The organism is Bradyrhizobium jicamae (assembly GCF_018130215.1).
GTDB classification, from domain to species: domain Bacteria; phylum Pseudomonadota; class Alphaproteobacteria; order Rhizobiales; family Xanthobacteraceae; genus Bradyrhizobium; species Bradyrhizobium jicamae_A.
In genome coordinates this window covers 14564-26682 of the sequence record NZ_JAFCKQ010000049.1, presented here as the reverse complement: position 1 = coordinate 26682, position 12119 = coordinate 14564, and the positions used below count along the sequence as shown (strand labels likewise).

The window sequence follows — 12119 nt, the reverse complement described above, 5'->3', positions numbered from 1 at the left end:
CAACGTCGTCCAGGGTCAGGTTGAGCTGGGTAGCCGGGCGACGGGCGCCGGCGCGGCTCGTCGTCCGCAGGCTCGGCGTTGGCCCACCTCAACGATGTGACGTTAGAGCTTCTGGATTTCGGCCGGCGGCCGACCGGCCCGCAGGCCTTCCCGAGCCGAAGCTGTCCTCATCAGGGTGGAAAAGCTTTTGCGCTCGTCAGCAAGGCCTTCGGCCAACGGACGGTCGAGAGCTGACCGGGTAAGACGCTTGGCAAAGGCAAGGCCCTCAGCACCTCGGCTCGATAGCTCAGCGCCGATCTCAAGGGAGCGGACGAGCGGATCGACGACAACCTCATGTACAATTCCGATTTCATGCGCACGCAGTCCCGTCACTGTCAGGCCACAGAGGATCATCTCGAGCGCCCTCGCCTCTCCGACGATCCTGGGCAAACGCTGTGTACCGCCACCACCAGGGAAGATGCCGATGCGCGTTTCCGGAAGTCCGATCGCCGTGACAGCGCTCCCGGCGATGCGCAGGTCGCATGCCAGCGAAAGCTCGAAGCCTCCCCCCATGCACAGGCCATTGATAGCCGCAATGACCGGCTTGTCGACGGCTGCAATCGCATCCGTCAGCGCGTGGAAACCAGGTGGTCGAGGACCAGACGACGGCGGGGCGCGAGGCGCTCCGCGCTCAATGGCATCTGCGGCCTCAGAGAGTTCTTCAACGTCGTAGTGACGGATGAAGATGCCGGGTAGGCCACCTGTAATGACAATGACCCGCACAGATGGGGCCATCCCTGCAGCGGCGACCGCATCGAACATCTCAGCCGCCCCGGCGGCCGTCATTGTGCCGAACGGGGCGTTGGCATAGGTGATGACACGGACCGCGCCGCGATCCTCGGTGGAAACAAGGGGCATGGCCTACCCTCAAGGCAACCGCTCACTGGACAATCAGGCGTTGGCGGCGCATCGCCCAGAATGCGCTCGGGCCCCGGACCGATCAAGACTTGCGCGCTAATATTGCCATTGCAGCCGAGCGGATCGGCCCTAAACTCCTGCTTCCCCAGCATGCGTTTCCGACGGACGTGTAACAGCGGAGTGGGAGCTATGCCCAAGCCGGAAAGCCTCCCAATCGAGAAGATCTCAGTTCCCGTGAAAAGGAAGATGGAAATCAAGCCTCAAGTCGTCGAGGAGATCGCTGGAAGCATTCTGGAAATCGGACAACAAACCCACATTCGCGATCGGCCATCCAACCAGTCCCACCATTTTTTTCGCGACCGCTTCGATCCTGCCAAGAGCATTAGACCAGAGGGAGCCGTAGATGACAAAGCAGATGACGCTCGAGCGAGCCACTGAATTCGGCGCGGCCTGGAACAGCCTTGATCCCGATCTCGTGGCGAGCTTTTTCACCGAGGACGGCGTTTACCATGCCTCCGTCGGCCCTGACCGGCTCGGCAAGACCTATACCGGCAGGGCCGAAATCCGAAACGGCGTGAAGGCATTTTTCGACCGCTTTCCGGGTGGCAAATTCGAGAATCTGAAAGTCGTTGTTACCGGCGACATCGGCTCGTTCGAGTGGGACTTTGTTGCGATCGGCCCCGATGGGAAATCAACGACAATCGCCGGATGCGACCTCCTGAAATTCCGTGGCGACCACGTCGCTATCAAGAACGCCTTTCGCAAGGCCAAGGGCTGATGACGGGGATGACGACCTCGTGTCAAACGTTCCCGATGGTCTAACGCTTGCACTTCCTGGAATGAGGCCCACGATGGCCGCGAGCGGTGCGCGCGGCCATCCTTCATGTTCCCCTTACTTCACTTCATCCCAACTTGTGCCGTTGAATTTCTGCAGTACGACGTATGTCACGACTCGATAGTCCGTCGGGCTGGTGTTGATCAGGCTGCCGGGCAGCAGCAAGCCAAGGCGGAAGTTCTTCAAGTTCGCGGCCTGCTTCATGATGTTCTCCCGGGTCAGGTCGTCGCCGCACTGGCGCAATACCTGCTCCAATGTTTGCGCTACGGCATAGCCGGCCACGGTCAAACTGTCGTTGGTATCGGTGCCAGGCATGTTCTCCTTCATCCAGGCCCTCCACGCGACAATATCAGGATCATTGGCCCAACGGGGATCGGTGGCATCCTTGATAAAACCCGCCGTCATGATGCCCACCGACTTCTCGAGCCCCGCGGGCTTGAAGGTCGCTCCGATCGAGGCGGCTCCGAGATGCAGGAAAGTCTCCGGCTTCCACTTCAGATCCCACATCTTGCCGATCGCCTGCGCCGCCTGCTTCGCGTACGTGAAGAGAAACAAGGCATCGGTGCCGGCGTTCTGCAGGATCACCATTTGACTGTCGATGGTCGGATCGGTCGGCTGAAAACTCTGGGCGCTGACAATCATCTTGTCGGCGTCCGGTCCAAGCCCGTCCTTGAGGCCGGCGATCAGGTCCTTGCCGAAATCATCGTTCTGATAAAGGATTCCGATTTTCGGATGCGGATTGTGGGCTAGCAGGCTCCTGGCATAGAATTTCGCCTCGTCGTGGAGATTGGGCTGCCATCCCATCGTCCAGTGAAAATGCTCGGGGTCGTTGAGCGCAGACGAGCCTGCAGCCGGAAACAGTTGCGGCACGCCCTGCTTGTTGAGATAGGGACGGATCGCCATGTTCAGCGGCGTGCCGAGGACCCCGAAGATCAGAGCGACCTCGTCGCCCTCGACCAGGCTCCGGACGTTCTCGACCGCTTTCGGCGGTGAATAGCCGTCGTCCCTGCTAATGAACGTGATCTTGCGGCCGTTGATACCTCCCTTGGCGTCATTCAACCATTTGAAGTAGGCCGCTTCGGTCTTACCGAGCACCCCGTAGGCTGAAGCTGGCCCACTGTAGGCGATCGTCTGCCCGACCTTGATTTCGCTATCGCTGACACCGGGACCATACTTTTTCTCAGCTAGAGCCTGCTGAGCAATCAGAACGAGCGCCGCGCCGATCAGCGCGGAGACGCGAATGGACATTGGCTTCCTCCGATATTTCTTTGTTCTTGCGCGGCAATTTTGATCGAACCCCGCCGGGTTGGCAATGACCGCGCCAGGACTACGACGCCCGGCTCAGGGTTTCGACCCCGCCGGCCGATCTCTCATGGTCGAGAAGGAAGCGTCCGGATATGATGAAAGCAGACCGCCAGCAGCGTAAGACGTTTTTTTTTGCGCATCGCAGCTACGTCATGAATCTTGTCGGCTTGATGCGGCTCACGAGCCAGCAGGCAAGGTTCGCGGCCCTGCCTTAACAAAACGCATCGAAGGCTTTGTTGAAGGCCGATGCTGTCTCTCGCACCGAAACCGAATTCATCGGCGTCGCCTCATTGAAGATCTGAGCCGCCTTCAGATGCAGAATGCGCACCAGATCCTTTTGGATCGCAGCGCTAGCTTCAGCGATTTCAGGCCGTGGTCGGAAGCCGCGAGCCATCAGGGTTTTCGACCATTTTCAGTCAAGCCCATTTCCCTTGTGATCCACCTCGTAAAGGTACGGACCGAGCGCCTGTGCTTGGCCTGCGGCGGACAGACGAGATAGTGCTCGACATAGGACGGATCGTTCGCACGGCCTGCCAGAGGAGCGACCAACCTGCCACTTGCGAGCTCGCGTTCGGCGAACCGCGTTGATTCCAGGGTTACGCCCAGACCGTCAACGGCGGCGGCAATCGCCATGAAGCTGCGATCGAACCGAAACCCGCCTGGGCTCGGCGCTGTGAGATCGTTGGTCGCGAACCATGCGTTCCAGCGAACGCGTTTTTGCTCGCTTTCGATCAGCGGGAGTTTTAGCAAGTCAGCCGGGTCGCGGATCGCACCGGCAAGCGAGGGTGCGCACATGGGGCGTATGATTTCCTCGCCAAGCGGCAACACAACCATACCCTCCTGGCGCGGCGGTCCGTAGCAAATGTCGATGTCGAACTCATCGTTGCGGAAATGGGGATAGTCGGTTCCTGCAGCCAACCGCACTTCCAACTCGGGATGTTTCTCGATGAGTCCCCGCAGTCGCGGCATCAACCATTGCGCCGCCAGGCTCGGCGCACAATGAATTCGCAACAGGTTGGACGAGCGTGCGCTGGCAACCTCGAGGCCATTCCTCAGCTCGTCAAAGGCACCGGAAACCCGCCGCAGCAGTTCTTCACCGGCCTGATTGATCAGCATTCTGCGTCCGTCGCGTTCGAACAGCGTCGTCCCGATGTGCTCTTCAAAGTCTCGGATCGCGTGGCTCACCGCACTCGGCGTAAGCCCAAGTTCGCCCGCGGCGGCGCGGAATGATCCGGTGCGCGCGGCCGCCTCGAAAACCCTGAGAGCGCGAAGGGGGAGTGGGGCCATGCGATAGGTGAGCACAATTCAACTATTAGTGCAAATTTCGCGTATATTCGTAGTGCTTTCCCTCACCCATAGTTCGCTCCAATCGAAACAAGGTTTCTCGGAGGGAATATGCTGCTGGCGGGCAAAACTGCTGTTATTTCGGGCGCGGCTGGTGCGCGAGGCATCGGCTTCGCAACTGCAAAAACGTTTGCGGCCCAGGGCGCGCGCGTTGCGATCCTCGATCTCGACGGCGCCGGGGCGGCCAAGGCCGCCGCCGAGCTCGGCAAGGAGCATCTCGGCGTCGCCTGCAACGTCACGGACAAGGCCGACTGCGAGCGCGCAGTGTCTGAGGTGCTCAAATCCTTCGGCCAGGTCGACATTCTCATCAACAATGCCGGCATCACCCAGCCCGTGAAGGTCTGGGACATCAGTCCGCAAGACTGGGACCGCATCCAAGACGTGAATCTGCGCGGCGTGCTTTATCTCTCGCAGGCGCTCATGCCGCACATGCAGGCGCGCAAGGCAGGCTCGATCGCCTGCATGTCCTCGGTCTCCGCGCAACGCGGCGGCGGCATTCTCGGTGGAGCGCACTATTCGGCCGCCAAGGCCGGCGTGCTTGGCCTTGCCAAGGCAATGGCGCGCGAACTCGGCCCCGACGGTATTCGGGTTAACTGTGTCACGCCCGGCCTGATCGTCACCGACATCAACATCGGCAAGATCGCTCCCGAGAAGGAGAAGGAGATCCTCGCAGGCATTCCGCTCAACCGGCTCGGCCGGCCGCAGGATGTAGCGAACATCTTCCTGTTCCTGGCGTCAGATCTGTCGGCCTACACGACCGGGGCCGTGATCGACGTGAACGGCGGCATGCACATCCATTGATGACAGGCAAGGGACAAGCCATGACTCGAGCCGAACTGCGAACCAATGAACCCACAATCGCGGACCGCGCCTACCGCATCCGCCGCAATGCCCTTCGAATGGGTGAAGTTCAAGGCCAGGGCTACATTGCCCAGGCGCTCGACATCGCCGACGTGCTGGCTGTCGCTTACTTTCACGCCATGCGCTATCGGCCGGAAGATCCGGCTTGGGAAGAGCGCGACCGCTTCCTTCTCTCCAATGGACATTATGCCATCGCGCTCTATGCCGCGTTGATTGAGGCAGGGATTGTTCCGGAAGCGGAGCTCGAGACCTACGGATCGGACGAGAGCCGGCTTCCGATGTCCGGAATGGCTTCCTACACCCCCGGGATGGAGATGTCCGGAGGTTCGCTGGGCCTTGGCCTGAGCATCGCCGTTGGCATGTGCCTTGGCCTGAAGCGCAAAGGCTCCGACAGCCGCGTGTTTACGCTGTTCTCAGATGGTGAGCTTGATGAGGGCTCCAAATGGGAAGCCATGATGTCGGCGGCGCATTACGGGCTCGATAACCTCGTTGCGATTGTCGACGTCAACAATCAGCAAGCCGATGGTCCCTCCAAGCAGATGATGGGCTTCGAGCCGCTCGCGGACAAAATTCGAGCCTTCGGCTGGTTTGTGCAGCGTATCGACGGAAACGATCTCGATGCCGTCGTGGCCGCCTTCGATGCCGCCAAGAACCACGAGGGTGCCCGACCGCGCATGATCATCGCAGACACACTCATGGGCAAAGGCGTGCCGTTCCTCGAGAGGCGGGAGCGCAATCATTTCATGCGCGTCGACCAGCACGAGTGGCAGTTGGCGTTGCAAGCTCTGGAACACGGGAGGCGCGCATGAAGACGGCCAACAACACGATGACGACGGGATCCGCCGAAAAGCCTCGCCTCACCACCTCGGCGATGATTGCCTCGATCGCCGCCGAAGGACAGCGGACGAAGCCGGCACCGTTCGGCAATGCGCTCGTCGAGCTTGCACGCGAGCGACATGACATCGTCGGCATGACCGCCGATCTCGGCAAGTATACCGACCTGCATGTGTTTGCGAAGGAATTTCCGGACCGATATTATCAAATGGGGATGGCCGAGCAGTTGTTGTTCGGTGCCGCATCGGGCATCGCGGCGGAAGGTTTCACCCCATTCGTCACGACCTATGCCGTCTTCGCGGCTCGACGTGCGTACGATTTCATCCACCAAACGATCGCGGAAGAGGACCGCAACGTCAAGATTGCATGCGCCCTGCCCGGGCTCACGTCAGGCTATGGGCCTAGTCATCAGGCAGCGGAAGATCTCGCACTTTTCCGCGCCATGCCGAACATGACCGTGATCGACCCGTGCGACGCCCTCGAAATCGAGCAGGCGGTACCGGCGATGGCAAGCCATCAGGGTCCGGTCTACATGCGGCTCTTGCGCGGGCAAGTGCCGCTCGTGCTCGACGAGTACGGCTACAAGTTCGAACTCGGCAAAGCCAAGCTGCTGCGCGACGGCGCTGACGTGCTGTTTGTTTCCTCGGGGCTGCTGACAATGCGCGCATTGGAGGCAGCCAGGCAGCTCGAGGCCGACAAGATCCGGGCGGCAGTTCTGCACGTCCCGACCATAAAACCGCTCGATACGGAAGCGATCGTCGAGGCATGCCGCAAGCCCGGACGCCTCGTCGTCGTCGCTGAAAACCACACCGTGATCGGCGGGCTGGGTGAAGCAGTGGCTTCTGCGCTGATGCGCGCACGCGTGCATCCTGCATTCCAACACATCGGGCTGCCCGACGAGTTCCTGGCCGCAGGAGCGCTACCGACATTGCACGATCGCTACGGCATCTCGACCGAGGCGATATGCACCGCCGTCAAGAGTTGGCGGTGAAGGAACCGCCTGCCAAAGAGCTACGCTAATAACAATACAGGGAGAACGAAATGACCAAGGAATCCAAAGCGCGCCTGAGCCGTCGCGCCCTGCTGGCCGCCGGCGCATCCATCCCGCTCGTATCGATCCTCTCGCGACGTGCCCGCGCAGCCGATTTCACTCTCAAATTCGCTACGGGCCAGGACCCGTCGCATCCCGTCAACAAGCGGGCGCGCGAGGCAATCGATCGCATCAAAGAGGCAACTGGCGGGCGTGTCGAGATCAACCTGTTCCCGGCCAACCAACTCGGCTCCGACACCGATCTCCTGGGTCAAATCCGCAACGGCGCTGTCGACTACCTCAATATCGCAGCTTCAGTTCTCGCGACGCTGGTGCCAACTGCCGGGATCGTCAATACCGGCTTCGCGTTCGACTCCTACGATGCCGTCTGGAAGGCGATGGACGGTGACCTCGGCAAGTTTGTCAAAGGCGAAATCGAGAAAGTGGGCATCCTCCAGATAGGCAAGTCCTGGGACAACGGCTTCCGGCAGCTCACCTCGTCAACCCGCGAGATCAAGACGCCGGACGATCTCAAGGGCTTCAAGATGCGCGTGCCGGCCGCCCCTATCCTCACGAGCTTATTCCAAGCCCTTGGCGCGGGCCCGACGCCGATCAATTTCAACGAGGTTTATTCCGCGCTTCAAACCAAAGTCGTGGAAGGTCAGGAAAACCCACTTGCGATCATTGCGACTGCAAAACTTTACGAAGTGCAGAAATACTGCAGCCTGACCAGCCACGTCTGGGATGCCTACCTTATCCTCGGCAATCGACGTTCCTTCTCTCGCCTTCCGGCGGACGCTCAGGAGATCGTGACGCGCGAGCTTAACAAGGCGGCTGACGACGAGCGAAAGGATATCGCGGCACTTTCCAAGTCTTTGCGCGAGGACTTGGCGAGCAAAGGCCTCAATTTTGTTGAAGTCGACAAAGCGGCGTTCCGAGGCACGCTCGGCAAGACAAGCTTCTACAAGGATTGGCGCAAGACTTTCGGTGACAAGGGCTGGGCACTGCTCGAGCAAGCTGTGGGTACGCTCACATGAGGACCGCGTCGCTGTCTGAAGAGCTGACGGCGCCGGTATCCAACATCGCCGCCCCGCTCGACACGCTGCTGGCGCTCGTCACAGAACCTCTAGCAGCAATTGTCGTCGTCGCTGAAGTCCTGGTCCTGCTCATAGGCGTGATCTCGCGATTTGTCTTCAACCATCCACTGACCTGGTCGGATGAACTGGCATCCATCATGTTCCTGTGGCTGGCGATGCTTGGATCCGCGATCGCGCAACGGCGCGGGCAGCACATGCGCATGACAGCGCTTGTTGGCAAATGCTCGGCCAGGACACGCGGCCTGCTTGAGTCCATCGGCGCGGCAGCACCGGCAGTGTTCCTTCTGTTGATCCTTGGCCCGGCTTACAATTTCACTGAGGACCAGACCTTCGTCCATACGCCGGCGCTTGGTCTTAACGACGCCTTTCGCGCTGCCGCATTGCCGGTTGGCGTTGTGCTCATGCTCCTGGCGAGCCTCGTCCGTAGCGTCGATCGCGGCTGGCGGGATCTGGTATCGGCAATCATCGTCATCGCAGTCGTGGCTTGCGTCCTCTATGCACTGGGACCGTGGATCAGGGCCATCGGCAACTGGAATCTCGTCGTTTTCTTTGCAGTTCTGCTCGCGCTCAGCGTGCTCGCCGGCGTGCCGATCGCCTTCGCTTTCGGGCTGTCAACGGTCTCCTACCTCCTGTTGACCACGACGACACCGCTCGAGGTGCTCCCGGGTCGCATCGATGAAGGCGTCAGTTCGCTGATCCTGCTGGCCGTGCCGCTCTTCATCCTGCTCGGTTACCTGATCGTGATGACCCGCATGTCGACAGCCATGGTCAACTTTCTGGCTGCGCTGGTCGGCCATGTTGAGGGCGGGCTCGCTTATGTTCTCTTGGGCGCAATGCTGCTTGTGTCCGGAATTTCCGGCGCCAAGACTGCTGACATGGCGGCCGTGGCTCCGGTCCTTTTTCCAGACATGAAGAAGCGCGGGATCCACGAGGGTGAACTCGTGTCACTGCTCGCGGCCTCCGGCGCAATGGCGGAAACGATCCCGCCATCCATCGTGCTCATTATCATCGGCTCTGTGACCGGTGTATCGATTGCGGCACTGTTTACTGGCGGTCTCTTGCCAGGCGTCGTGCTGGCGCTGGCGCTCGCCATTATCGCGCGTCGTCGCATGGCGGAGGGCGCCGAGGTGGAACGCGGCGTAACATCCGGCCGCGAGATCGGCCGCACGTTTGTTGTCGCTGCACCGGCCCTGATGCTGCCAATCATCATCCGCCTTGCGGTGATGGAAGGCGTGGCCACGGCAACGGAGGTCGCCACGATCGGCATCGCCTACGCGATCATGGTTGGCATCCTTGTCTACCGTTCGTTCAACTGGCGCGAGCTCTATTCGGCGCTCGTCGGAACGGCAGCGCTCGCGGGGACCATTCTGTTCATCATCGGCGCAGCGACTTGCATGTCGTGGGCTTTGACACAATCAAACTTCTCGCATGCGCTCGCCGCCGCCCTCGCGCAGGCCCCCGGCGGCAAGTATGGCTTCCTCATTGGCTCCATCGTGCTGTTCATCGTGCTCGGTAGCGTGCTCGAGGGCATTCCCGCGATGGTTCTGTTCGGCCCGCTGCTCTTTCCTGTCGCAAAGCAGCTCGGCGTGCATGAAGTGCACTATGCGATGGTCGTTATCCTCGCCATGGGCATAGGCCTCTTCGCTCCGCCCTTCGGCCTCGGTTACTACGCGGCATGCTCGATCGGTCAGGTCGACCCGAACGCCGGCCTGAAGCGGATATGGAGCTATCTCGCCGCGCTGGTTGTCGGACTGCTCGTCGTGGCCTTCGTTCCCTGGATCTCCACCGGCTTCCTCCCGTGACGCGCCGGACGCGCGTCTGATCGCTGCAACGCGGCTCTAACCGCACCGCATGAAGATGGTACCTGCCTATGTCAGCTAATGCCTCCGTGTCCTCCGTCTCGTCGCTTTCATCGGCAGAGATTGCTAGACGTCAGGCCGACGCGATCCGTTTTCTTGCTGTTGACGCGATCCTGAAGGCCGGCGAGGGCCATCAAGGGGTTCCGCTTGGCATGGCGGAGATCGCGACCGCGCTGTTCACCCGCCACCTGAAATTCAATCCGAACGACCCGCTCTGGCCCGATCGCGACCGCTTCGTTGTCTCGAACGGCCATGGCTCGATGCTGCTCTATGCGTTGCTCCATTTGACCGGTTACGAGAAGATTTCCCTTTCTCAGGTGATGTCGTTCCGCGAACTGGGCTCGCACTGTGCCGGACACCCCGAATACGATCCTGCAGCCGGCATCGAAACAACCACGGGGCCGCTCGGCCAAGGCATTGCCAACGCGCTAGGCATGGCTATCGCGGAAGCACAGTTGCGGGCCCGTTTCGGGTCCGAAATCGTCGACCATATGACCTACGCGTTCGTCGGCGACGGCTGTCTCCAGGAGGGCGTCGGTCAGGAGGTCATTTCGCTGGCCGGGCATCTTCGACTCGGTCATCTCGTCTTTGTCTGGGACGACAACAGGATTACCGACGACGGCGCGACCTCCCTGAGTATCTCCGAGGACGTGGCTGAGCGCTTTCGCGTTGCTGGCTGGCATGTCGCGGAGGTCGACGGACACGATATCGAGGCGGTGAGCGATGCGCTCGCGAAGGCAAGGAAGGACGATCGTCCATCGTTGATCGCCTGCCGCACCACCATCGCCAAAGGCGTTCGGCGGCTTGAAGGCCAGCGTGGCGGTCACAGCGGCAAACTGTTCGATACGGACCGCCAGGAGATGTCCGACAGGCTGGGCTGGCCCGCAACACGTTTCACGGTTCCAAACGAGGTCGCCGCAGCCTGGCGCGATGCCGGGACCCGCTCGCGCGACGAATACGACTCATGGCGGCGCCGCGTCGCGACGCTGGATGATGCGACCCGCACATTATTTGGACGTACCGTTGAGGGCCGTCTTCCTGAAGGATGGCGAGACGTCACCTCAACCTACAGGGCGCAAGCAATTGCCCGAAAAAAACCAGCGTACTCGATCGAAACCTCGGGCGAGGTTGCTAGTGCGTTGTACGATCTCATGCCCGATATAATGACATGCTGCGCAGATCTCGAAGCGCCGACGAACCACAAGCGCCAGCTCGAAGCCTTTTCGGCAGCCAATCCTCGAGGCCGTTATGTTCATTGCGGGGTCCGCGAGCATGCAATGGGCTCGCTAGCCAACGGCATGGCCGCCCATGGCGGTGTCATTCCGCTCGCCGTAACTTACTTTGCGTTCGCCGATTACGAGCGACCAGCGATGCGCATGGCCGCGCTCATGGGGTTGCCGGTCAAGTTCATCTTCAGCCACGACTCGATAGGTATTGGCAAGAACGGTCCGACCCATCAACCGGTCGAGATTTTGGCCTCGCTGCGGGCGATGCCGAACATGCTGGTCCTGCGTCCGGCCGATGCCGCCGAGATGGCCGAATGCTGGGAAATCATGCTTGATCACACGACCGGCCCCGTCTCACTGGTATGCGCTCGCCAACAGCTGGATCAGCTCAGGTCTGATACATCGACGGATAACCAGTCTCGACGGGGAGCCTATGTCCTTGCCGAGGCAGATGGCGAGCGTCGTGTCACGCTGCTGGCCACTGGCTCGGAAGTCGCGCTGGCAAAGGAGGCCCGAGCGCTCCTGCAAGCGAGGGGCGTCCCCACGGCAGTCGTATCCATGCCCTGCTGGGAGTTGTTCGAGGCCCAGGATAAGGGCTATCGCTCATCTGTCTTGGGGGCGGGCACCGTCCGGGTCGGCGTCGAGGCGGCGATGAAATTCGGCTGGGAGCGCTGGCTCGGCCACGACGGCGCCTTCGTCGGGATGCCCGGATTTGGCGCATCGGGTCCGGCCGACGCATTGTACCGGCACTTCAATATCACCACCGAAGCGATCGTCGCCGCGGCATTGGCAAGCCTCTAACGCCGCTTCCACCCCTTCGCGAATTCTCTG

General features: G+C 61.0%; 12 protein-coding genes. 8 read left to right on the top strand and 4 right to left on the bottom strand.

All coding sequences use genetic code 11. The features are described 5' to 3' along the window. Positions 1-102: 102 nt before the first annotated feature. Positions 103-897, bottom strand: coding sequence for an enoyl-CoA hydratase/isomerase family protein (locus JQ586_RS33300; protein WP_212398869.1), 795 nt, complete (start codon positions 895-897; stop codon positions 103-105). Positions 898-1086: 189 nt separating this feature from the next. Here JQ586_RS33300 and JQ586_RS40800 point away from each other — a divergent pair, with 189 nt between their 5' ends. Together JQ586_RS40800 and JQ586_RS33290 are read left to right on the top strand one after the other, a co-directional pair. Next, a complete protein-coding gene (locus JQ586_RS40800; RefSeq protein ID WP_249148506.1) occupies positions 1087-1335 on the top strand; it encodes a hypothetical protein in 249 nt (82 codons plus the stop codon). Further along, on the top strand, positions 1301-1675 hold the full coding sequence (locus tag JQ586_RS33290; RefSeq protein ID WP_212398868.1) for a nuclear transport factor 2 family protein: 375 nt from the start codon (positions 1301-1303) through the stop codon (positions 1673-1675). Before JQ586_RS40800 ends, JQ586_RS33290 begins: the two co-directional genes overlap by 35 nt. 114 nt (positions 1676-1789) lie before the next feature. Here JQ586_RS33290 and JQ586_RS33285 read toward each other — a convergent pair whose 3' ends face one another. From JQ586_RS33285 to JQ586_RS33275, 3 genes are all read right to left on the bottom strand, one after another. Next, a complete protein-coding gene (locus JQ586_RS33285) occupies positions 1790-2980 on the bottom strand; it encodes an ABC transporter substrate-binding protein (protein ID WP_212398867.1) in 1191 nt (396 codons plus the stop codon). 268 nt (positions 2981-3248) lie between these two features. Continuing rightward, a complete protein-coding gene (locus JQ586_RS33280; protein ID WP_212398866.1) occupies positions 3249-3431 on the bottom strand; it encodes a hypothetical protein in 183 nt (60 codons plus the stop codon). Beyond that, positions 3431-4324, bottom strand: coding sequence for a LysR substrate-binding domain-containing protein (locus tag JQ586_RS33275; RefSeq protein ID WP_212398896.1), 894 nt, complete (start codon positions 4322-4324; stop codon positions 3431-3433). The genes JQ586_RS33280 and JQ586_RS33275 overlap by 1 nt, the downstream gene beginning before the upstream one ends. Positions 4325-4432: 108 nt before the next feature. Between JQ586_RS33275 and JQ586_RS33270 the strand changes: the two genes are divergently transcribed. The 6 genes from JQ586_RS33270 to tkt all read left to right on the top strand — a co-directional run bounded on the left by JQ586_RS33270 (position 4433) and on the right by tkt (position 12089). Then, positions 4433-5182 (top strand): SDR family NAD(P)-dependent oxidoreductase, encoded by a 750-nt coding sequence (locus tag JQ586_RS33270; protein WP_212398865.1) that lies wholly within the window; start codon positions 4433-4435, stop codon positions 5180-5182. Positions 5183-5202: 20 nt separating this feature from the next. Next, entirely contained in the window at positions 5203-6051 is an 849-nt protein-coding gene (locus JQ586_RS33265; RefSeq protein ID WP_212398864.1) for a transketolase, read from the top strand. Beyond that, complete coding sequence (locus JQ586_RS33260) at positions 6048-7067, top strand: transketolase family protein (RefSeq protein ID WP_212398863.1); 1020 nt, start codon at positions 6048-6050, stop codon at positions 7065-7067. Before JQ586_RS33265 ends, JQ586_RS33260 begins: the two co-directional genes overlap by 4 nt. A 50-nt stretch (positions 7068-7117) precedes the next feature. Continuing rightward, entirely contained in the window at positions 7118-8143 is a 1026-nt protein-coding gene (locus tag JQ586_RS33255) for a TRAP transporter substrate-binding protein (RefSeq protein WP_212398862.1), read from the top strand. Next, entirely contained in the window at positions 8140-10005 is a 1866-nt protein-coding gene (locus JQ586_RS33250; protein ID WP_212398861.1) for a TRAP transporter large permease subunit, read from the top strand. The genes JQ586_RS33255 and JQ586_RS33250 overlap by 4 nt, the downstream gene beginning before the upstream one ends. Positions 10006-10091: 86 nt before the next feature. After that, positions 10092-12089 (top strand): transketolase, encoded by a 1998-nt coding sequence (gene tkt, locus JQ586_RS33245; protein ID WP_312017049.1) that lies wholly within the window; start codon positions 10092-10094, stop codon positions 12087-12089. The last annotated feature ends 30 nt before the right edge of the window (positions 12090-12119 follow it).

Excerpts from the sequence above, each read along its gene's own strand:
- JQ586_RS33260 (WP_212398863.1), top strand. The coding sequence starts at position 6,048 with ATGAAGACGGCCAACAACACGATGACGACGGGATCCGCCGAAAAGCCT.
- JQ586_RS33280 (WP_212398866.1), bottom strand. The coding sequence starts at position 3,431 with ATGGCTCGCGGCTTCCGACCACGGCCTGAAATCGCTGAAGCTAGCGCT.
- JQ586_RS33300 (WP_212398869.1), bottom strand. The coding sequence starts at position 897 with ATGCCCCTTGTTTCCACCGAGGATCGCGGCGCGGTCCGTGTCATCACC.
- JQ586_RS33270 (WP_212398865.1), top strand. The coding sequence starts at position 4,433 with ATGCTGCTGGCGGGCAAAACTGCTGTTATTTCGGGCGCGGCTGGTGCG.
- JQ586_RS33255 (WP_212398862.1), top strand. The coding sequence starts at position 7,118 with ATGACCAAGGAATCCAAAGCGCGCCTGAGCCGTCGCGCCCTGCTGGCC.
- JQ586_RS40800 (WP_249148506.1), top strand. The coding sequence starts at position 1,087 with ATGCCCAAGCCGGAAAGCCTCCCAATCGAGAAGATCTCAGTTCCCGTG.
- JQ586_RS33265 (WP_212398864.1), top strand. The coding sequence starts at position 5,203 with ATGACTCGAGCCGAACTGCGAACCAATGAACCCACAATCGCGGACCGC.
- JQ586_RS33285 (WP_212398867.1), bottom strand. The coding sequence starts at position 2,980 with ATGTCCATTCGCGTCTCCGCGCTGATCGGCGCGGCGCTCGTTCTGATT.
- JQ586_RS33250 (WP_212398861.1), top strand. The coding sequence starts at position 8,140 with ATGAGGACCGCGTCGCTGTCTGAAGAGCTGACGGCGCCGGTATCCAAC.
- JQ586_RS33275 (WP_212398896.1), bottom strand. The coding sequence starts at position 4,324 with ATGGCCCCACTCCCCCTTCGCGCTCTCAGGGTTTTCGAGGCGGCCGCG.
- JQ586_RS33290 (WP_212398868.1), top strand. The coding sequence starts at position 1,301 with ATGACAAAGCAGATGACGCTCGAGCGAGCCACTGAATTCGGCGCGGCC.